We start from the raw sequence: 18,929 nt of genomic DNA, 5'->3' as shown, positions 1-18,929 counted from the left end.
CATCCATTCACGCAAGCTTCGCAGCTTTGATGAGACCGCTTTCCTTTAAAATAAGGCCTTTTCCCCCGATTTTGGAGTGATTAGCGCTTGTGTTGGGACCACAATTCGTTGTGTTATACCACCATATCCAGTTAAATAAGGGGAATGAGCCCCTAGAATGGGCCAGATCGAGGAGATTCAACATGGCAAAACCGATGACGAAGACACAGCTTGTAGCGGCGCTCGCCGAGAAGATGGGCAGCGACAAGAAATCCGCAGGCGAGGCGCTTGATGCCATCGTCGGCATCATCACCGACGAAGTGTCCGGCGGCGGTGCCGTAACGCTTCCAGGCGTTGGCAAAATCTATTGCCGCGAGCGCCCGGCGCGCATGGTGCGCAATCCAGCCACCGGCGAGCAAATCCACAAGGACGCTGACAAAGTGGTCAAAATGACCATCGCGAAGGCGCTCAAGGATAGCGTAAACGACTGATCGAATACCTATTCGATTTCAGAAGGGTCGCCTTGGGGCGGCCCTTTTTCGTTTTCAGGGTGAGTTAATGTGGTGCTCTCGCTTTCGCACCTGCCGCTTTTTTTTGGGGGGGGGCACGCCAAAGGCAGCAACAAAGACGCTGCACAAAACATGGCCGGTGCACTCAAGGGCGGAGGCGCAGGTAACACCTCACTGCTGAATGACGCACTGGCACTTGGCGGGAATAGTGGCGTTGCAGGCTTCATAAGATGCAAAGTCTCGAAGACTGGCGGTTGGGGCAATGTCGGCAGCGCGATTTTGGAAAACCAAGTCTCCAGGCGCAACAAAAAGTAGTCCTGCTTAGGCCGTCCGATCCGAGCGGCCCAATTGCCTATCCGTTGACGCGCCACCACATCAATGCCGCCAAAGCGATCCCCACTGCACATGCAAGGATCGGCCCTAAAAGCGGCGCGATCACCATCGCTCCGACAAAGACCGCAACGTTGTCCTGTTCAGGCCCAAGGGCTGCAACAATCGTCGAAAGAACCACAAAGATCAGATAGGTCTGATCGGTTTTTGCCTGCGTCCAGACATCGTTCCATATTTCCTCGCGCCTGCGGTCGCCGATCGTTCGATTTGGGTCCTTTTCTGCCTTCTCAACGGCCTCTTCTTCTTCGCGGGGCAAGGGGGATGGTGGTCTCAACCGGCAGGATCTTCACCCGCCGACAGCATCTGAAGCGTTGTGCGGTCCTCGGCTTGCGTTTATCTGAACGTGCGGAGGCCCGAGACGCCAAGCTTTTGCGCCTTTTTCAAAAACGTGGGGACTGCGGAGTCGGGCGCAGATACTGTGATCACTCTGATTGGCATGGCGGCATGCTATAACAGCATTTTCGGCGTCACCACTGGCATCACAATAAACGACCTGCTAGGCGGCATTTAGAAATTACGGGCAGGGCAATGGATCTCCGCGCAATCCTTATGGGGCTGGCATTTGCGTTGATGTGGTCATCGGCCTTCACATCGGCGCGGATCATTGTGACCAACGCTCCACCGCTTGCCGTTTCATCTCTGCGTTTCCTCATTTCTGGCATCGTCACGCTGATAATTGTACGCATTCTGGGCCAAAGCTTTCGCCTGACGCCACAGCAATGGCGGCTCACAATCGTCTTCGGCATCTGCCAGAATGCCCTTTACCTCGGCCTGAACTTTGTCGCGATGCAAACGATTGAGGCTTCGGTTGCGGCGATCATTGCATCGTCTCTGCCGCTTTGGGTCGCGCTGGCAAGCTGGCTGCTCTGGGGCGAAACGATCCGGCCCCTCGGCATCATTGGACTGATCGGCGGTTTTGCAGGTGTTGCCTTGATCATGGGGACGCGTCTGAATGCGGGCGTTGATCCTTATGGCATCCTTCTGTGCGGCGTCGCTGTGTTGGCCCTCACCTTCGCGACCCTTGCGGTGCGTGGTGCAAGCTCGGGCGGCAATATGCTGACCGTGGTGGGCTATCAAATGCTGATTGGAGCCGTCGCGCTGGCGGTCCCGGCGCAATTCGAAACATGGGATTTCAACTGGTCGCCGATTCTTGTCGCCGCCATTGGATATACAATCTTTGTGCCCGGAGTGATTGCTACAATAGTTTGGTTCTGGCTGGTCAACCGCATTGGAACCGTGCGGTCCGCGACTTTTCATTTCCTCAATCCGTTCTTTGGTGTGGCCATTGCCGCGCTTCTTTTGGGCGAGACGCTCGGTACGCTCGACCTTGTGGGCGTCGCCATTATCACTGTCTCAATCCTTGCCGTACAGATTGCAAAAACCCGCGCCCTGACGTGAAATTGTCCTCTGTCACAGCGTTTTAGATGACAATTCGGAAAGAACCGCACAGGTAGAATGCCATGGATCTGCTCCTTGGATATCTCGCGGGCCTGCTCACGCTGATTAACCCCCGCGTTCTGCCGATCCTGCCCATCGTTCTGGTGACGTCGCTGCAAGCAGGGCGCTCCAGCCCGTTGGTACTGGCGGTTCGCATGAGCCTGTCGTTCGTGACCCTTGGTCTGTTCGTCGCCGTCTTGGGTCGCACCTTTTGCATTACCGAAGAAGCCGTATCCAACGTCGCGGCCATCTTGATGATCGGCTTTGGCCTTGTCCTTCTGGTGCGGCAATTGTCGGCAAGATTTGCCACTGCAACTGCAGGCATTTCAACGCAGGCAGATAGCGGCATGGATCACATCGATCGAGATGGCCTGCGGGTCAATTCACCGCCGGCGTCCTTCTTGGTGCGGTATGGAGCCCCTGTATCGGTCCCACACTTAGCGGAGCAATCTCACTTGCCAGCCAGGGCGAAAGCCTTTTGCGGGCAGGGGCGATCATGGTCACTTTTTCGCTTGGCGTATCGACGGTCATCCTTGCTCTGGGCTACGGCGCACAATCTGTGATCCGTAAACGCCTAGCCACGATGCGCCGTTTCGCCGTCGCAGCACGCCCTGTGATGGGCGCGGTCTTTGTTGCCGTTGGCATAGCCATATCTCTTAAATTTCACCACGTGATCGAGATTTGGGCATTGGACAACCTGCCCAGGTGGCTCACAGAACTTTCCGTTTCGATCTGACAGGAGACACCTTATGTATCGCCGTACATTCCTTATTTCAGCTGCCGCAACAGCCCTTGCGGGGCCTGTTCTTGCCAGTCCCGGCGAGGCCTACACCCCCGGTCTGGTTCAAAAAGAACTTGCCGCCGGCAGAACTGTCTTTGTCGATTTCTACACCGATTGGTGCACCACTTGCCGGAGCCAGGAACGCACCATCAGCGCCCTTAAGGCCGAAAACCCGGACTATACGGCGAATGTCAGCTTTGTTTCCGTCGATTGGGACGTTCACTCGAACTCGAACCTGGCCAAGTCACTTAATATTCCCCGTCGATCAACGCTCGTCGTCTTGCGTGGTAACAAGGAACTTGGCCGGATCGTCGCGGGTACCCGCAAAGCCGAGATCAAGGCGCTTATGGACACAGCCCTTGGTGCTGCGACGGCCTAATACATCTGGGCGATGGCTTTCAGGGGCAACCCCACTACCACCTCAAGTCGCGCAACCTCGCTTGACGTCAATGGCCCCCGCCCATCATTTCGTGCGCTGACAAACCAGCGTGCGAACCCTTGAGGCCAACGATAGTCCAGCTCGTTCAGCGAAATGTCGGCCCCACAGCAGGTTGTAGTATGGCGGTGAAGGTGAAAGCCGTCCTCACCGTGCCAGTCCGTGTCCATCCAGGCGCGCCATTGATCTGTTGAGACGGCCGCCTCACAGATAGGACAGGCAATGCTCTCGAAATTCTCGCCACAATCAATGAACTGTAGTTTGCCGTAGTCCTTGACGCGCGCCTCGCGGGTCCCGGTAAGCGCGGCCAATGCTTCGCGAAGGGCAGGAGACGTATCCGGCAACGCCGCCTTCGGATCAGCCGGGATTACGACCAGAAAGTTGTCAGCCATCAGCCAATAGGCCCGCGTACGCCGCCCGTCTGCGCCCGGTCCAGCAATAGGTGATCCAGAACCACCGCTGCGGCCATCGCTTCAGCCACAGGCACCGCGCGAATACCAACACAGGGATCATGTCGACCCTTGGTGATAATCTCGGTCTCTTGCCCGGACTTGGTGATTGTCTTTCTAGGCGTCAAAATGGACGACGTCGGTTTCACCGCAAACCGGACAACAACGTCCTGACCGGTCGAAATACCGCCCAGAATGCCACCGGCATGGTTCGACGAAAACACGGGCCCGTCCGGCCCCATTGTGATCTCGTCGGCATTGGCTTCGCCCGTCAAACGCGCGGCGGCCATGCCTTCGCCAATTTCAACACCCTTCACCGCGTTGATCGACATCATCGCGGCCGCCATATCGGTATCAAGTTTAGCATAGACAGGGGCCCCAAGCCCCGGCGGGCAGCCCCGCACACAAACTTCAATCATTGCGCCAACCGATGACCCACTTTTACGCAGGCCGTCCAGATACCTAGCCCATTCCCCGGCCGCGTCTGCGTCCGGCACCCAGAACGGATTGCGACCAATCTCGTCCCAATCAAAGCGGCTGCGATCAATGTCTTTTTCGCCCATGGCGACCATATATCCGGTAACCGACACCTCCGGCGCAAGCTTGGCAAGCGCCGCCCGCGCCACACCGCCTGCGGCAACTCTTGCGGCTGTTTCACGCGCAGAAGACCGTCCACCACCGCGATAATCGCGGATGCCGTACTTCTGCCAATAGGAGATATCCGCATGTCCGGGCCGGAATTTTTCGGCGATATCGCCATAGTCCTTAGAGCGATGATCGGTGTTCTTGATCATCAGCTGAATGGGCGTGCCGGTCGTCACGCCTTCAAACACGCCAGAAAGGATCTCAACCTCATCGGCCTCGCGCCTCTGAGTGGTGTATTTGTTCTGACCGGGCTTGCGGCGATCTAGCCACACCTGAATATCGGCCTCGCTCAAAGCCACGCCCGGCGGACATCCGTCCACCGTCGCGCCAAGCGCCGGCCCGTGGCTTTCGCCCCAGGTCGTAACCCGGAAAACATGTCCATAGGTGTTCAGGCTCATCGCGTTGTCTCCTTTGGAAGACGGTCTAATCGGAACCGCGAACGGATGGAAGCGCGGGCGATGCGTTCTCTACGCTGCAGTGTCGCGGTGCATCATGATCCGGTTGCCGTCCTCGCCCCAAACCTGCCAGCCAAGCCGTTGATATAGGGCCAGTTTGCGGGGCATGTCACGATGCCTTGCCAAGGCCATCTCGTCCACGCCATCCCGCAAAGCTCGGGCAACGGCGAACCGCATCAAGGCACTGCCTACGCCCGTCCCAGCGGGGCTGGGCGAGACTGCAATATTTGCCCCATGCCACATACGGTCGATCATCCCACCAAGGAGGCACCCGATAGGCGCGTCGCGATCAACCGTCACCAAAACACGCTCAGCAGCAATATCCGCCCCAACACCCCGGCTCACATCCGGCAAGCCAGACAACCTCTCGGCCCAATCCGCGTAAGCTGCCCGAACAGTCTCTCACACCAAGGGCGCATCGCGGCCGTCCGCCGCTGTGATCAAAACTCTTTCTTTCCCAAGCCGGACATCCCAAAACTTATATGCCGTACCCTGCGCACATTCACTCTTTCGGAAATACCTCAGGTCTGAGGGCCGTGCCTCAATTGACCTTGCACAGCTGTGCATTCCGCCCTACCTCATGAGGTACCTCGGGGGGCCCAATTGGGCTGAGATGCTGAAGAGCGGACCCGTTGAACCTGAACCGGTTAATGCCGGCGGAGGGAAGGTCGAGATGCTCTCAACCCGTTCCTTCGCCCAGTTGAGAGGAAATTGAGATGCGTTATCCAATCCTTGCGGCAGGGCTTTTGGCAGTCACTCCGGCTTCGGCCCAAGACTCGCCTGTCCTGACCGTTTATACCTACGACAGTTTTGTCGCAGACTGGGGCCCGGGCCCCGCAATTGAAGCGGCGTTCGAAGCAACTTGCGCTTGCGATCTGCAATTCGTTGCCGCAGGCGACGGCGCGGCCCTCCTTGGTCGGGTCCGCCTTGAAGGGACCCGAAGTGATGCCGATGTGGTGCTTGGCCTCGATACAAACCTGATCGCGGCGGCCAGTGAAACCGGGCTTTTTGCTCCGCATGGCCTTGTGACTCCTGATCTTGATATGCCGGTGGAATGGCTGGATGCGACATTCCTGCCATACGATTGGGGCTACTTTGCCTTTGTGCACAATGCGGCCATGGAAAATGTTCCCACTGACTTCCGGGCACTGGGCGCAAGCGATACGTCAATTGTGATCCAGGACCCGCGCTCGTCAACGCCGGGCCTTGGACTTTTGATGTGGGTCAAAGCTGCCTACGGCAACGAAGCTCCCGCCATCTGGGACGCGCTTGCCGATAACGTCGTGACAGTCACACCCGGTTGGTCCGAGGCTTACGGTCTCTTCCTTGAAGGCGAAGCGGACATGGTGCTCAGCTACACCACATCACCCGCCTATCACCTCATCGCAGAAGACGATGACAGCAAAGCTGCAGCAAACTTCAGCGAGGGCCATTACCTACAGGTCGAAGTCGCGGGGCAACTGGCTTCCAGCGATCAGCCAGACCTGTCCAAAGCGTTCCTAGACTTCATGCTGACCGACGCGTTCCAATCCGTCATTCCGACGACAAACTGGATGTATCCGGCGGTGACACCGAAAGGCGGATTGCCGGAAGGGTTCGAAGCATTGGTGCAGCCTGATCAGGCGTTACTTTTGTCGCCTGAAGCTGCAGCCGGGGTGCGCGATGTCGCGCTGGATGAATGGCTGACCGCGCTCAGCCGCTAGGCTTTGCCGGTTGGGCAGGGATCGCGGTCGCCACCGCGATCCCTGCTTTCATCGGTATAACCGCAGTTGCTGTCGTCTTGTCAGCAGAAGGCGGTCGCGGACTTTCCGCAGCCGATTGGGCAGCCGTGCGTTTCACACTTTGGCAAGCGCTTCTTTCGGCGCTGATCAGTGTTGCGCTGGCCATTCCGGTTACCCGCGCTCTGGCACGCCGCCGCTTTTGGGGCCGGGAAGCGTTGATTACCCTATTGGGCGCGCCTTTTCTTCTTCCCGTGATCGTTGCGGTGTTTGGCCTTCTTGCGATTTTTGGTCGCGGCGGCCTCATTAACGCAGGGCTGGCGCAGGTTGGCGTCGCACCAATCAGTATTTTCGGGCTGCATGGCGTGATACTTGCCCATGTCTTTTTGAACCTGCCACTGGCCACGCGGTTACTTTTGCAAGGCTGGCAAACGATTCCCGCAGAACGCTTTCGGCTCGCGGCATCGCTCAATATGGGTCCCTCTGCGATCCTACGGCACTTGGAAGCTCCAATGCTTCTGCGCGCAGTGCCACCTGCTGCATTGGTGATTTTCGTCATCTGCACAACAAGCTTTGCCGTCGCTTTGACCCTTGGCGGAGGCCCGCGCGCAACCACCGTCGAACTCGCAATTTTTCAAGCTCTGCGCTTTGACTTCGACCTTGCGCGCGCGGCTATGCTCTCGGCCGTGCAGCTTGTTATCACAGGCGCAACAGCCCTGTTCGCCTTGCAGTGGGCAACAACATCGGAGTTCGGCAAAGGGCTTGATCGCCTCCCAAGACGCTGGGACGCTTCCGATCTGCCGCGCCGCGCGGTGGACGGCATGCTGATCGCGGGCGCGGCGCTCTTTGTGATTGCACCAATGGCAGCGGTCTTTTTGCGAGGTATTTGGACGATCACTGATTTGCCAGCGGTCGTTTGGACGTCGGCAGGCCGATCCCTCGTTGTTGCGGTCATTTCGACAGCACTTGTTCTTACGGGGGCCATCGCAATGGCGATCGCAGCGGCACGTCTCAGGCGTGGCGCGCGCTGGATCGAAAGTGCTGGATTGCTTGCCATCGCGGCGTCGCCATTGGTCTTGGGAACAGGACTGTTCGTCATTGTCTTTCCGTTCATTGAGCCCTCGCGATTAGCGCTGCCCGTTACAGCGCTGATCAACGCATTGGTTACAATGCCCTTTGCCCTTCGCGTTCTGATCCCCGCGGTCCGAGACGTCGAAGCGGCCCATGGCCCCCTCGCGGATAGTCTTGGGCTGGTCGGCTGGGCCCGGATGCAATTGCTGGTGCTTCCACGCATCCGCCGACCGCTTGGGTTCTCGGCCGGTTTGGCGGCCGCCCTGTCGATGGGAGACCTCGGAGTGGTCGCCCTGTTCGCCGATCCGGAAACTGCCACGCTGCCGTTGCAACTTTATCGCTTAATGGGAGCATATCGCATGGACGAAGCCGCGGGCGCATCATTGCTTTTGTTGATGCTAAGCCTGCTCTTGTTTTGGGCGTGTGACTACGGAGGGCGGCGTGGTGCTTAGTCTGAAAAACATCTTCCTTAAGCAGGGAGACTTCTCGCTTTCTGCAAATTTGACCATCGCAGAGCCCGGCGTGACAGCGGTGATCGGCCCCTCCGGCGGGGGGAAATCCACTTTGCTGTCGCTTATCGCAGGCTTCAGCTTGCCGGACCGCGGCAGCGTAAGTTGGATGGACAGCGATCTGACGAACCTACCGCCCGGCGCGCGCCCCGTCGCGATGTTGTTCCAAGATAATAACCTGTTTCCCCACCTCGACAGCCTGATGAACGTAGCTCTGGGTGGCGCTCCGGTGCCAAGGCCCGATGCGCAAACGTTGGACCGCGCGTTGGTGGCGCTTGGAAGGGTTGGTCTTACGGGGCTTGAAAGGCGTAAACCTGCCGAACTTTCCGGTGGCCAGCAAAGCCGTATTGCCCTTGCACGACTGCTCCTTACGGATCGCCCGGTCATCTTGATGGACGAGCCCTTTTCAGCCCTTGGGCCCGCGCAGCGTCGCGAAATGCTTGCGCTTGTAAAAGAGCTTTTACCAGAAGCGACGCTTTTGATGGTCACACACGATCCCGAAGATGCCCGCGGGGCAGAGCGGACAATCTTGGTCGTCGATGGCAAGGTCGCCCCCCCTTGCGATACCAAAAGGCTATTCGCCGACCCGCCGCCGGAGCTGGACTCCTACCTAAGATAAGCCGCAAAAACGCAGGGGTGCTGCCCTGCCTGTCCCGCGCGCCTCCTGGAATAGTTTCATGAACGTCAATATTCGGCATTCCAGCCGGAAGCGTTAAGGATAACGCGGTTTCTTTGGGTTAAAAAAACTTAAGGTGTGACGCGAAAGCGGCGAGGGGCAAAGTTCCTAATCTTCGACAGGTCCGCGCAATGCTTTGAGGTTCCCGCGCTGTTTCTTTGCTTCCACCCGCTTTCGCTTTTGCCCTAGAGAAACCCGCGTCTTGATCCGGTTCTTTGGCTTTTCGGCCGCACGCCGGATCAAATCCGCCAGCCGCGTGCGCGCGATCTCTCGGTTGCGGGCCTGACTGCGTTCCTCGCTGACCTGAATCACAACGGCGCCTTCTTTCGTCCATCGCCGCCCGGCCAGCCGCTGCAAGCGCCGCTTTACTGCTGCTGGCAAATGGGGGGACCGCTCGGCCTCAAACCGAAGTTCTACGGCAGAGGACACTTTATTCACATTCTGCCCGCCCGGCCCCGAGGCGCGCATAAAGCTTTCAGAAAGCTCCCAGTCGGCGATCGTGATGTCGGGTGTGATCTGCATATGACCTACATAGAAGAAGGGCCGCCGTTAGGCGACCCTTCCGAGTGTTTTGGAGATGGGCCAGTTAGGGGTCGGCATGCCGACGGCCCAATCAAAGGTGTTCTGCCTTCAGGTTAGCCTTCAGGCGACGACCCCCCCGACTGTTCCGACACGTCTCTCCAATATCGCTCTAGACACTGGACCACCTCCTTTCGCTTGTTTCTGATCTTTAGAGGTTGGCATAGATATTGTGTCTGTCAACGATTTTCACGCAAGGTTTGCACCAAGACGCCTCACAATTGCGCGAAATGGCAGCAAAGCGATCAATGCTAAGGCAAGCTTTACACCCCAATCCGCCACAGCGAGCGAGACCCATAGTGGCACAGCGGGACCAACCCCCAGAAGTGGCAGCACCTCTCCGGCCCAACTTACATCGTTTCCGGGCTCGATAAAGGCGAGCATTGCGGAAAAGGCGATGGTGAAAAACAGGGCGGTATCCAAGGCTGATCCAAACAGTGTCGACACCAAAGGCGCGCGCCACCAGTTCCCACCGCGCAGGCGATCAAAGATCGCAACGTCCAGCATTTGCGCCGTAAGGAAAGCAAGTCCCGATCCAAAAGCAATGCGCCAGCTCACAAGCGGTCCGAACTCGCCAACAATCTGAGTGCCGATCATCGAGCAAGACACGCCGACCAAAAAGCCCGCGAAAACAACCCTGCGCGCATCACGCGCGCCATAAACGCGGTTCATCACATCGGTGACGAGAAATGCTAGCGGATAGGTGAATGCGCCCCAGGTCAGCCACTGACCAAACAGGAATTGCACAAGGATATTCGAGGCCACGACAATCACTGCCATGGCAAGAATGCCAGGAAGAATACGTGTCATATCTGATTTCCGTTTTGACAAGGTAGTCGGAGACTTGGCCCGGTAGGGGACGGGCCCAAGTAGCGGTCGGGGATCAGTGCGTCAAGCGGAACTCGACGATTTGCGTTTGCTGAATGTCCAGATTGTTGTCATCTGGTATCATCGTAAAACGAAGTCGTCCGTCGCCGTCCTCCCAAACTGACAAACCTTCGAGATTGTCAAAGGCACGCAAAGGCGTTGTCCAAATCACGTCACCCTCGGAGTCAAAACCGTCAGGAAGAAAGGCGCGAACTCGGCTTTGAAATCCGATAAGATGAAACGCACGCTCAAGACCGTATAGCCTTCCATCGGGGCCGATATCTGCTCCGACAGGCCAAAAGCCCAGCGACCTTTTGACGTGGCCGATTATATCGCAGCCGTTTTCTGTTTGGCGCTAAACAGGAACTCCGGGCGCCTGTTTTGGCACAGGCTCTGGGATGGCAATAAGACGTCCCTCAAGATCCAGCGCCAGCGCCTCAACACCTCTATTTCCGGTGAGTGCATTCACATTGGGAGGCAGATCAATGCGTTTGGGATTGCTGTCATCGCCGTAGACCAGAATCTTCGATGAGAGATCAAAGGCTACGGCAAAACGTCCGTCCGGGAGGGTGGTCAGACCTTCGCTGTCGCTAATATTTTCGCCACTTTTGCGTCAGAACGCCGCGCCGTATGTGTCGGTCAGCGCACCCAGCGGCTTGCGTGACACCCCCATGATCCGGTCTCCTTCCCTTTCAAAATGACCGCAGTAGCTTTGCCCGTAATCTCCGATGGCGATGAACGAGGCGCCAGCCTCGATGACCTCTATCGCCGACCACGCTTCGAAATAGGGCCCGGGCCATTTCCAGACGACCATGGATGTTTGCTGAAGACCGGGATCCTTAGCAGTCGGCGCTGCCGCGAGACTCAGCGCGACAAGACTTGAGCGCATTGCTGTGGCAGATCGGCCATCCGCAACTCTTTGCGAGGAGGTGCTGGCTTGGCATTTGGGTCGGGCGGCGGCGGGTTCAGGATGTTGTCCACCCATTCTTGCGCCTGATCACAGCCGTCGCCAGCCGGCGGCGGGGCCTGGTTCACGCAAGCACCAGCATTGCTTGGGCATTTCAGGCGAACATGGAAATGGTAGTGATGCCCCCACCATGGTCGAATTTTTCGCAGCCACGAACGATCGCCGCGTGCGTCCTTGCACATCTGCACTTTTGCCCCGGGGAAGACGAAAATCCGTGCCACGTCCGGGTCGCTGGCCGCAGCCTTAAGAATCCTATGGTGTGCGGGCGTCCAGTTTTCATTCACAAAGGCGCCATTGGCCCGGCGGGTTGAAATCGACGAGAGGTTCTCGCGTTCGGTCCGATTAAGGGTCAAATCGCGCGCGGGCAACATCCAGACATCAATATCTAACCCAAGCTGATGGCTGCGATGACCTGTCAACATTGGGCCTCCACGCGGTTGCGAAATGTCTCCGATGTAAAGCCCGTTCCATCCTGGTTGCGCGGCCGCCGCGCGGGACAGGCGATCAATGAAACCTATCGCCCTTGGATGGCCCCAGTTGCGGTTCCGACTAAGGCGCATCGCTTGCCATGTGGGCCCGCTTTCCGCCAACTGCTGCCCTCCTGCTAAGCACCCCTTGGCGTAGCCTCCGAACGGCGCTGATGTGTGGCTGGACGCTTTTGATGCCGCGCCAAACAACTCTTTGGCCAACGGCTCGGCGGCAACCGGTGAAATGGACAATGCGATGGCCGTCAGGACAGCTGTGATCCTCAGTCCCATGTGTTTGCTCGATCTCCGTCGGGTTTCACCCATGGTAGCAATATCAGACCAAGAAGGAACAAAAAGATCAAAGGGGCAACGCCAAGCCGGGCACTTTCCGTCAATGCCGTGACCGTGCCGATCAACGCCGGGGCAAGAAAGGACGTCGCACGTCCGGAAAGGCCATACAGACCAAAGCTTTCGGTAGGTGCTTCGGCATCTGCATGGCGCACCATCATCGAGCGGCTTGCCGCCTGCAAAACGCCGCCCAAGCCGCCGATCATGATGCCGCAACCGAGGAAAACCATATCGGGCAGGGATGAATTCGCGGCGAGTTCCACGCCATAGAAGCTTTCGCGGCTCATGTTCACGATCGTCAAACAGACAAGCATCAATCCAAGAATCGTCGTGATGATCACTGGTTTCGGCCCGAACCGTTTATCCAAGCCGCCGCCCAGCCACGAAAACGCTGCCGCCGCTAAAACGCTGACAATCCCGAAAACGCCGACCTGCGTGACCTCCCAGTCCAACACCAGCAAAGCATAGGTGCCGCCGAACCCGTATAGCCCGTTCAATGCGTCGCGGTACAGCATCGACGAGCCCAAATAGGACGCCAGTGACGGCCGCTTTGCCAGCCCCCTGACAGACCCAATGAGGCTTGCCAGCGCCGCTCTCATTGAATGCGGGCGGTGCTCTCCGCGCACTTCGCGCACCCACAAGAAATAGGGGATCATGAACACCAAAAACCAAAGCGCTGCAAAAGGCCCCGCAAACCGCGTGCCTTCGCGTGCCTCCGGGTCCAGACCAAAGGCTGGCGCGAGCCCTGCAATTGTGCGTCCGTCGGCTTGTTCGACGAAAAAGAGCAAGAGGATGGCCAGTGAAATTAACCCGCCCAGATAACCGAAGGCGAACCCCGAGCCGGAAATCTTGCCGATTTCCTGAGGTGATCCCAGCGTTGGCAGTTGCGCGTTGGTGAAGATCAAAGCGTATTCCGCCCCGATAAACCCGATGGCAAAGAACACCAGCGCCCAGATCAGGTTCGACCCGTCCGGCTCCGTCCACCATAACCCGCCCGCTCCGACGACAAACATTGCCGAGAACGCGATGATCCAAGGCATGCGGCGTCCTGCGGTGTCAGCCAAAGCCCCCATCACCGGTCCGCCAAAGCCGACGGTTAGCCCGATCAGTGTCAGACTAAGCGACCAGATCGACTGCGCGCGCGCATCGGCGGCCTGCTCGCTTAACCCGCTGGCAATGTAGGATTCTGCGGCCACCGATGCAAAGAACGGTCCGAAGATAAATGTCAGTAAAACAGTGTGATAGGGTTGGCTGGCCCAATCGAAGAAGAACCAGCCCCAAATGCGTTTTTTCAGGCTTGGCTCAGTCACATGCGGTCCCCGGTCATTGCGCGCCACTTAGACAAGGCACACAAGGATTAGGCAATACTCAGTTGTCGTACACAGGCCCGCTCGTCGGAGGCCAGGGGCGTGTCGCATCCGCGTCGACCCAGTTTTGCGCCCAGTCCGGAAGGGTCTTTTTGTCGGTTCCAAAACCGAGACTCTCAAGAAACTCCACCGGTTTGATCGAGCCTTTTCGGTTTTTCACCGCGAACCGCAAGAGCATTTGGTTCATGCAGGTTTCCCCCTGCCACATGGATTGGTCTGCATAGACGAACCGTTCATCAAACCCAAGAAATCGCGTTTGAACCCGGTAGCGCTGCCACGTCGGCACACGCTTGCGGTAGCGCACCGAAACACCGGCGATGGGAAACATGATCCTGCCTTTGATGACCTTGCGCATCATTCCCATCCGCACACCGGACTGCCAGCGGGCAAGCTCGAACAAAGTGAGTATGCGACCATTGTTCAGCTCGCCAAAGGCGTCGGTGTCCCAGGGCCAGGCCCGGTGATAGGATACATGAGTGCCATAGACGTCCAAGCCATGCATCGAACGGCCCTTCAGCATCATGTAGATGGCTCGGATATACGGATACATGCTTCGCGCCTCCCATCGTCGTGGTCGCGCCTCTGGCGGTAAGGGTCAAGGGCAACGTCGCGTTCGTCGGGGCCTTGTCAGGCGGCAGCTCTGCGCTTAGGTGAAGGTCACCCAAAAGACGGAAAGCCGAGACATGCAATCGATCCTTCAAATCCTGCTTCTGATCCTTGATGTCGCGTGGTTCATCATGATCGCGCACATCGTCATGAGCTGGCTGATCAGCTTTCAGGTCCTGAACCTGAACCAACCCTTTGTGCGCCAGCTTTGGGATGGTCTGAACCGTCTTCTTGATCCTGTTTACGGTCGTATCCGCCGCTTTTTGCCAAACACCGGCGGGCTTGATCTGGCCCCTCTGGTAGCTTTGATCGGCGTCTATGCGATCCGGATTATCCTGATCAACAACGCCGGCGCGTTCATCTGAAAAGACCGCCTCGGCGAGTCAGACCGGGCCTTGTTCACCTATCGTTCACATGCGAAGGTGTAGCCAATAAGAGCAGCTAAAAATCAAGGCATATCAATGGACGGGTCCAATCCCACCGCCCATTCCATCCTAAGCGAAGTTTTCGGCTTTGACGGGTTTCGCCCGATGCAGGCGGATATCGTTTCGGCCGTGGCCGCAGGCACGGATGTGCTTGCCATTCTACCCACCGGTGGCGGTAAGTCTCTGTGTTTTCAACTGCCTGCATTGATGCGCCCGGGCTTAACCGTGGTCATTTCGCCGTTGATTGCTTTGATGCGCGATCAGGTACGCGCGCTGAAAGAAGCTGGTGTTTCGGCAGGTGCGCTAACCTCTGCCAATACCGAAGACGAAAACGCCGAGGTTTTCGACGCGCTCCATAAGGGCGACCTCAAGCTTCTCTACATGGCGCCGGAACGGCTTGCTTCAGGTGGCACGGATCGGATGCTGTCCCAGGCAGGCGTGACGCTTCTGGCGGTGGACGAGGCGCATTGCGTCAGCCAATGGGGCCACGATTTCCGCCCGGATTATCTGCGTATCGGGGCGCTGCGTGGCGCGCTGGATGTGCCGCTTGCGGCCTTTACGGCAACGGCAGACGCCGAAACACGCGACGAGATCTCGGAACGGCTTTTTGGCGACAGCAAACCGATTGTTTTCCTCGGCGGGTTTGATCGCCCGAACATCCATCTTGGCTTTGCGGCCAAGGATAAACCGCGCGATCAAATTCTGAATTTTGCGGCCGCGCGTAAAGGCCAGTCCGGCATCGTCTATTGTGGTACGCGCGCCAAGACCGAAACGCTTGCCAAGGCGATGTGTGAGGCAGGTCACTCGGCGTTAGCCTATCACGGCGGCATGGAGCCGGATCACCGTCGCGAGGTCGAGCGACGCTTTCAAACCGATGACGATCTGGTGGTTGTGGCGACGATTGCTTTTGGGATGGGTATCGACAAACCTGACATCCGCTGGGTCGCACATGCCGACCTACCAAAGTCAATTGAGTCCTATTATCAAGAGATTGGCCGTGCTGGGCGGGATGGCGCTCCGGCTGAAACCCTGACGCTTTTCGGGGCGGATGATATCCGTTTCCGTCGTATGCAGATTGACGAGGGATTGGCCCCGCCGGAACGACGCATGGCGGATCACGGGCGGTTGAATGCGCTTTTGGGACTGGCTGAAGCGCATCAGTGCAGGCGTCTGAATTTGCTCAGCTATTTCGGTGAAACGCCTGAGCCCTGCGGGACCTGTGATCTGTGTGATTCGCCGCCTGAAACCTTCGATGGAACCGAGGCGGTCCGTAAGGCATTGTCGGCTATTTTGCGCACTGGCGAGATGTTTGGCGCGGGGCATCTGACCGATATTCTTGTTGGAAATGTGACAGATAAAGTTCGCCAGCGTGGGCATGAGGATTTGCCGACTTTTGGCGTTGGCAAAGACGTTGATCGTCGCACATGGGCGGTCGTTTTCCGGCAAATGATGGGGCAGGATCTTGTGCGCCCTGATCCGGAGCGCCACGGCGGCTTGCGTATGACCGACGCCGCGCGCCCGATCTTGCGCGGCGAGGCGTCGATAACCCTGAGAAAAGACACGATGAAACCGTCGCGACGTCCTGCCGCGAAGACTTTGGTGAACGACGAAGATGCGCCATTGTTGTCGGCGTTGAAGGCCAAGCGTCGGGGTTTGGCCGAAGCGGCGCGGGTGCCGGCTTATGTTATTTTCACTGATCGTACGCTGATCGAAATGGCCGAGACACGTCCCGGTACAATGGATGAGATGGCCGGGATCACCGGGATTGGAGCAAAGAAACTTGAGCGCTACGGCGCTGATTTTCTTCAGATAATCACCGGAGAGGCTGAGACGCCTTCGCATCCGATGCGTCGCAAACTCGCGGGTCGTGTGGCGGGTGAAACCTATGACCGGCTTTTGGCTGTACAAGCGGATCTGGCGCGCGGTGAAGACGGAACCGGCAAACCGATGGCGTGTTCTGCGTCTCTTCTTGCGAAGGTTGCGGCGCTTGGTGCGGACCGTGCCGATAATATCGAGCGTCTTCTTGGCGAACGTCTTGCAGAACGCTTCGGCGGAGCCTTTGCCGAAGTCTTGCGCGAAACCTAACGCAACGTTCGCACCGACAAACCGCCGTTTTCGCCAACATCGTAAATCCCGCGGGTTTCCTCAGGAAATAGCATAAATCGCCATTCGGGAGCAAAGTTTTATCGTAAAAATCCAACTGCATAGGTCGGCGTGATCTGCTGACTGGCGGCAAAATCATCCATCGCCTTCTGGTCTGGCTGATCAACGGTCAAGGTCTCGACCAAGGCAAGCCCGCCCGTGATGAACAGGCTGTCGATGCCTTCACCAAGCGCCCCCTTGATATCGGTGATGATCCCGTCGCCGATCGCAAGGATGCGGCTGTCAGGGATTTCGGCGCCAAGTCCCGTCAGACGGCGGCGCGCAAGGTCATAGACCGGCGGATGGGGTTTGCCGAAATAGAGGCTCTCGCCGCCCATTTCCGTGTACAACTTGGCCAGTGCGCCCGCACACCATTCGCGGCTGTCGCCACGATCCACAACAATGTCGGGGTTGGCACACAGCAGCTTCAAACCCTTCTGCTTGGCATAGAGAAATTCGGGCCGGTTCACTGCCGGGTCGGCATTCGAGTCAAAGGGGCCGAGACAGGCGATGCCGGTGGCCTCTTCCAAGGGAACGCGGGTGATCTGGATCGGGTCATCGACAAGGTGGATCGGCTCGAAAAAGGTGAGATCGTAGTCCTGGCCCATGAACCAGACCTTCTCGCCCACAGCACCGCGGAACATCGCAGAGCGCGCGCTATCGCCGCTGGTTGCGATTACGTCCCAGCAATCGCGGGCCACGCCGATCAGTTCCAGCTGCTTTTCGACCGAAGCGCGAGGGCGCGGCGCATTGGTCAGAAGGACGACCTTGCCGCCGCGTTTGCGGTATGCGCGCAACGCTTTGACGGCCTCGGGGAAGGGTTCGACGCCGTTGTGGAGGCACCCCCAAAGGTCACAAAAGACCGCGTCATAATTGTCCGAGATCTCGGCAAGATTGGCGACGATAGGGATACTCATTTTCGCTCAGACTTTCAGGGCAGGGATGATCTGCTTTTTGCGGCTGATGATGCCGGGCAGGGCAACCATGTTGCCGGGCGCCGAGACGCCGAAGCTTTTCTCGGCAATCGACCGCACAGTATCATTTTGAATAAACATCAGGGCCTCTTGACCGAGGATGTCTATGAGGAAGAACAAAACGTGATCAACGCCGTCTTCTTCGGCGACCGCGACAAGGTCTTCCATCAACCCGTCCTTGCGTGCCAGAACGGTGCCAGGGGATGTGGTTTCCAGAACCGACACGCGAAATTTCACCCCATCAATCTCGTAGGGTTTACTGTCCATCCTCAACAACGCGCTGTCGGAATAAGACGACACGTCGGACTTCGCGGCGAACATCTCGGCGGCATAGTCGCGCATGTCGATGCCAAGTTCGGCGGCCAGTTTTTCTGCCAGCCTGCGGTCAACGTCCGTTGTCGTCGGGGATCGAAATTCCAGCGTGTCGGACAAGATGCAAGACAGCATCGCACCCTTGATAGGGCGTGGCATTTTGTTGGCGTCCGCGCCCATCAGATCGTACATGATCGTGGCGGTGCAGGCGACTGGGCGCACTGTGATGTTGATCGGCCCCCTCGTTTTTAGCCCGCCCTGCAGCATGTGGTGGTCGATAACCTCGATCACGCGGGCGTCGTTGATTGACGCTGGCAGTTCGGCGACGTTGTTTGTGTCAACGATGACAACCTCGTCGTTCGCCGTGACGTCTTCCAGCAGTTCGGGCTGGTCCAATTGCCAGCGGCGCAGCACGAAGAGTGCTTCGGTGTTCGGCTCGCCCAGAAGGCGGGCCTTGGCGGGGGTGTCGCGGCATTCCGAAAGGTACCAGGCCCAGATGATCGGCGAGCCGGTGGAGTCTGTGTCGGGGGATTTGTGGCCAAAAACTTGGATCGTCATGGGATGATATTCCGTTTGGGCTTAGGTGATTTGGGCGCGTTATAACAGGGGGCAGGGGGATGTCACGGGGGTGCATGTGCTTGGTTTTGACGCATCTGTCGGAAGGTTGTGTGAATGGGGCATCGGAAAAGGGAGGCCAGTGTCAAAGAACGCGCTGGCCTGAAAATCTGACCTGGGCTAAATGTGCTGACGCGCCCTCGTGCCATGCGTGGCGAAAACTTCGAAATTCCTTGTAGCGCTTGAAGCGCTGCGGGGATTTGGG

General features: G+C 58.0%; 22 protein-coding genes and 1 riboswitch. Of the genes, 9 read left to right on the top strand and 13 right to left on the bottom strand.

Features of this window, described 5'->3' with window-relative positions:
* Window positions 1–182: 182 nt before the first annotated feature.
* Window positions 183–470 carry an HU family DNA-binding protein gene (locus tag Q1B15_RS02855; RefSeq protein WP_299749862.1) on the top strand — a complete coding sequence of 96 codons (288 nt, stop codon included), beginning with the start codon at window positions 183–185 and terminating at the stop codon, window positions 468–470.
* Between the two features lie 370 nt (window positions 471–840).
* On the opposite strand, the gene Q1B15_RS02850 is transcribed toward Q1B15_RS02855, so the two are convergent.
* Complete coding sequence (locus tag Q1B15_RS02850) at window positions 841–1,152, bottom strand: hypothetical protein (protein WP_299749859.1); 312 nt, start codon at window positions 1,150–1,152, stop codon at window positions 841–843.
* 254 nt (window positions 1,153–1,406) lie between these two features.
* Here Q1B15_RS02850 and Q1B15_RS02845 point away from each other — a divergent pair, with 254 nt between their 5' ends.
* The 3 genes from Q1B15_RS02845 (at window position 1,407) to Q1B15_RS02835 (ending at window position 3,475) form a co-directional block, all read left to right on the top strand.
* Window positions 1,407–2,276, top strand: coding sequence for a DMT family transporter (locus Q1B15_RS02845; protein ID WP_299749856.1), 870 nt, complete (start codon window positions 1,407–1,409; stop codon window positions 2,274–2,276).
* A gap of 463 nt (window positions 2,277–2,739) precedes the next feature.
* Window positions 2,740–3,051, top strand: a complete 312-nt coding sequence (locus Q1B15_RS23315) for a hypothetical protein (protein ID WP_366141658.1) — start codon at window positions 2,740–2,742, stop codon at window positions 3,049–3,051.
* A gap of 13 nt (window positions 3,052–3,064) precedes the next feature.
* Window positions 3,065–3,475: a thioredoxin family protein gene (locus tag Q1B15_RS02835; protein WP_299749853.1), complete on the top strand. Its 411-nt coding sequence runs from the start codon at window positions 3,065–3,067 to the stop codon at window positions 3,473–3,475.
* Here Q1B15_RS02835 and Q1B15_RS02830 read toward each other — a convergent pair.
* From Q1B15_RS02830 to Q1B15_RS02820, 3 genes are all read right to left on the bottom strand, one after another.
* Window positions 3,472–3,924, bottom strand: coding sequence for a hypothetical protein (locus Q1B15_RS02830; protein ID WP_299749850.1), 453 nt, complete (start codon window positions 3,922–3,924; stop codon window positions 3,472–3,474). The two genes, Q1B15_RS02835 and Q1B15_RS02830, sit on opposite strands and share 4 nt — an antisense overlap.
* On the bottom strand, window positions 3,924–5,024 hold the full coding sequence (gene aroC, locus Q1B15_RS02825; protein WP_299749847.1) for a chorismate synthase: 1,101 nt from the start codon (window positions 5,022–5,024) through the stop codon (window positions 3,924–3,926). Before aroC ends, Q1B15_RS02830 begins: the two co-directional genes overlap by 1 nt.
* A gap of 69 nt (window positions 5,025–5,093) precedes the next feature.
* On the bottom strand, window positions 5,094–5,426 hold the full coding sequence (locus Q1B15_RS02820; protein WP_299749869.1) for a GNAT family N-acetyltransferase: 333 nt from the start codon (window positions 5,424–5,426) through the stop codon (window positions 5,094–5,096).
* Between the two features lie 236 nt (window positions 5,427–5,662).
* Window positions 5,663–5,763: riboswitch (TPP riboswitch) on the top strand.
* Between the two features lie 34 nt (window positions 5,764–5,797).
* Between Q1B15_RS02820 and thiB the strand changes: the two genes are divergently transcribed.
* The 3 genes from thiB to Q1B15_RS02805 are packed head-to-tail and all read left to right on the top strand — an operon-like array spanning window position 5,798 to window position 8,998.
* Entirely contained in the window at window positions 5,798–6,784 is a 987-nt protein-coding gene (gene thiB, locus Q1B15_RS02815; RefSeq protein WP_299749844.1) for a thiamine ABC transporter substrate binding subunit, read from the top strand.
* On the top strand, window positions 6,760–8,322 hold the full coding sequence (locus Q1B15_RS02810) for a thiamine/thiamine pyrophosphate ABC transporter permease ThiP (RefSeq protein WP_299749841.1): 1,563 nt from the start codon (window positions 6,760–6,762) through the stop codon (window positions 8,320–8,322). The genes thiB and Q1B15_RS02810 overlap by 25 nt, the downstream gene beginning before the upstream one ends.
* Window positions 8,315–8,998: an ATP-binding cassette domain-containing protein gene (locus Q1B15_RS02805; protein WP_299749838.1), complete on the top strand. Its 684-nt coding sequence runs from the start codon at window positions 8,315–8,317 to the stop codon at window positions 8,996–8,998. Before Q1B15_RS02810 ends, Q1B15_RS02805 begins: the two co-directional genes overlap by 8 nt.
* A 165-nt stretch (window positions 8,999–9,163) precedes the next feature.
* Here Q1B15_RS02805 and arfB read toward each other — a convergent pair whose 3' ends face one another.
* The 7 genes from arfB to Q1B15_RS02775 form a co-directional block, all read right to left on the bottom strand.
* Window positions 9,164–9,577, bottom strand: a complete 414-nt coding sequence (gene arfB, locus Q1B15_RS02800; protein WP_299749835.1) for an alternative ribosome rescue aminoacyl-tRNA hydrolase ArfB — start codon at window positions 9,575–9,577, stop codon at window positions 9,164–9,166.
* A gap of 246 nt (window positions 9,578–9,823) precedes the next feature.
* Window positions 9,824–10,444, bottom strand: coding sequence for a queuosine precursor transporter (locus Q1B15_RS02795; protein WP_299749832.1), 621 nt, complete (start codon window positions 10,442–10,444; stop codon window positions 9,824–9,826).
* A 412-nt stretch (window positions 10,445–10,856) separates the two neighbouring features.
* Complete coding sequence (locus Q1B15_RS23310) at window positions 10,857–11,096, bottom strand: esterase-like activity of phytase family protein (RefSeq protein ID WP_366141657.1); 240 nt, start codon at window positions 11,094–11,096, stop codon at window positions 10,857–10,859.
* 18 nt (window positions 11,097–11,114) lie between these two features.
* Complete coding sequence (locus Q1B15_RS02790) at window positions 11,115–11,315, bottom strand: hypothetical protein (protein ID WP_299749829.1); 201 nt, start codon at window positions 11,313–11,315, stop codon at window positions 11,115–11,117.
* Window positions 11,316–11,365: 50 nt separating this feature from the next.
* Window positions 11,366–12,226, bottom strand: a complete 861-nt coding sequence (mepA, locus tag Q1B15_RS02785) for a penicillin-insensitive murein endopeptidase (protein ID WP_299749826.1) — start codon at window positions 12,224–12,226, stop codon at window positions 11,366–11,368.
* Window positions 12,217–13,593 (bottom strand): MFS transporter, encoded by a 1,377-nt coding sequence (locus tag Q1B15_RS02780; RefSeq protein ID WP_299749823.1) that lies wholly within the window; start codon window positions 13,591–13,593, stop codon window positions 12,217–12,219. The genes mepA and Q1B15_RS02780 overlap by 10 nt, the downstream gene beginning before the upstream one ends.
* Window positions 13,594–13,651: 58 nt before the next feature.
* Complete coding sequence (locus tag Q1B15_RS02775; RefSeq protein ID WP_299749820.1) at window positions 13,652–14,200, bottom strand: acyl-CoA thioesterase; 549 nt, start codon at window positions 14,198–14,200, stop codon at window positions 13,652–13,654.
* Window positions 14,201–14,333: 133 nt separating this feature from the next.
* Here Q1B15_RS02775 and Q1B15_RS02770 point away from each other — a divergent pair, with 133 nt between their 5' ends.
* Window positions 14,334–14,621, top strand: a complete 288-nt coding sequence (locus Q1B15_RS02770; RefSeq protein WP_299749817.1) for a YggT family protein — start codon at window positions 14,334–14,336, stop codon at window positions 14,619–14,621.
* Window positions 14,622–14,717: 96 nt separating this feature from the next.
* A complete protein-coding gene (gene recQ, locus Q1B15_RS02765) occupies window positions 14,718–16,766 on the top strand; it encodes a DNA helicase RecQ (protein WP_299749814.1) in 2,049 nt (682 codons plus the stop codon).
* Between the two features lie 98 nt (window positions 16,767–16,864).
* Here the strand turns inward: recQ and Q1B15_RS02760 are convergent, their stop codons facing one another.
* Together Q1B15_RS02760 and Q1B15_RS02755 are read right to left on the bottom strand one after the other, a co-directional pair.
* Window positions 16,865–17,740, bottom strand: a complete 876-nt coding sequence (locus Q1B15_RS02760) for a TIGR01459 family HAD-type hydrolase (protein ID WP_299749811.1) — start codon at window positions 17,738–17,740, stop codon at window positions 16,865–16,867.
* A 6-nt stretch (window positions 17,741–17,746) separates the two neighbouring features.
* A complete protein-coding gene (locus tag Q1B15_RS02755; RefSeq protein ID WP_299749808.1) occupies window positions 17,747–18,667 on the bottom strand; it encodes a manganese-dependent inorganic pyrophosphatase in 921 nt (306 codons plus the stop codon).
* Window positions 18,668–18,929: the final 262 nt, after the last annotated feature.

Source organism: uncultured Boseongicola sp., from assembly GCF_937988555.1.
Taxonomy (GTDB): domain Bacteria; phylum Pseudomonadota; class Alphaproteobacteria; order Rhodobacterales; family Rhodobacteraceae; genus Boseongicola.
This window is presented reverse-complemented; position numbering and strand designations above follow the sequence as displayed.

Coding starts and splice junctions, on each gene's coding strand:
- Q1B15_RS02855 (WP_299749862.1), top strand. CDS start 183: ATGGCAAAACCGATGACGAAGACACAGCTTGTAGCGGCGCTCGCCGAG.
- Q1B15_RS02845 (WP_299749856.1), top strand. CDS start 1,407: ATGGATCTCCGCGCAATCCTTATGGGGCTGGCATTTGCGTTGATGTGG.
- Q1B15_RS02835 (WP_299749853.1), top strand. CDS start 3,065: ATGTATCGCCGTACATTCCTTATTTCAGCTGCCGCAACAGCCCTTGCG.
- Q1B15_RS02830 (WP_299749850.1), bottom strand. CDS start 3,924: ATGGCTGACAACTTTCTGGTCGTAATCCCGGCTGATCCGAAGGCGGCG.
- aroC (WP_299749847.1), bottom strand. CDS start 5,024: ATGAGCCTGAACACCTATGGACATGTTTTCCGGGTTACGACCTGGGGC.
- thiB (WP_299749844.1), top strand. CDS start 5,798: ATGCGTTATCCAATCCTTGCGGCAGGGCTTTTGGCAGTCACTCCGGCT.
- Q1B15_RS02810 (WP_299749841.1), top strand. CDS start 6,760: ATGGCTGACCGCGCTCAGCCGCTAGGCTTTGCCGGTTGGGCAGGGATC.
- arfB (WP_299749835.1), bottom strand. CDS start 9,577: ATGCAGATCACACCCGACATCACGATCGCCGACTGGGAGCTTTCTGAA.
- Q1B15_RS02795 (WP_299749832.1), bottom strand. CDS start 10,444: ATGACACGTATTCTTCCTGGCATTCTTGCCATGGCAGTGATTGTCGTG.
- Q1B15_RS02790 (WP_299749829.1), bottom strand. CDS start 11,315: ATGGTCGTCTGGAAATGGCCCGGGCCCTATTTCGAAGCGTGGTCGGCG.
- mepA (WP_299749826.1), bottom strand. CDS start 12,226: ATGGGACTGAGGATCACAGCTGTCCTGACGGCCATCGCATTGTCCATT.
- Q1B15_RS02775 (WP_299749820.1), bottom strand. CDS start 14,200: ATGTATCCGTATATCCGAGCCATCTACATGATGCTGAAGGGCCGTTCG.
- Q1B15_RS02770 (WP_299749817.1), top strand. CDS start 14,334: ATGCAATCGATCCTTCAAATCCTGCTTCTGATCCTTGATGTCGCGTGG.
- recQ (WP_299749814.1), top strand. CDS start 14,718: ATGGACGGGTCCAATCCCACCGCCCATTCCATCCTAAGCGAAGTTTTC.
- Q1B15_RS02760 (WP_299749811.1), bottom strand. CDS start 17,740: ATGAGTATCCCTATCGTCGCCAATCTTGCCGAGATCTCGGACAATTAT.
- Q1B15_RS02755 (WP_299749808.1), bottom strand. CDS start 18,667: ATGACGATCCAAGTTTTTGGCCACAAATCCCCCGACACAGACTCCACC.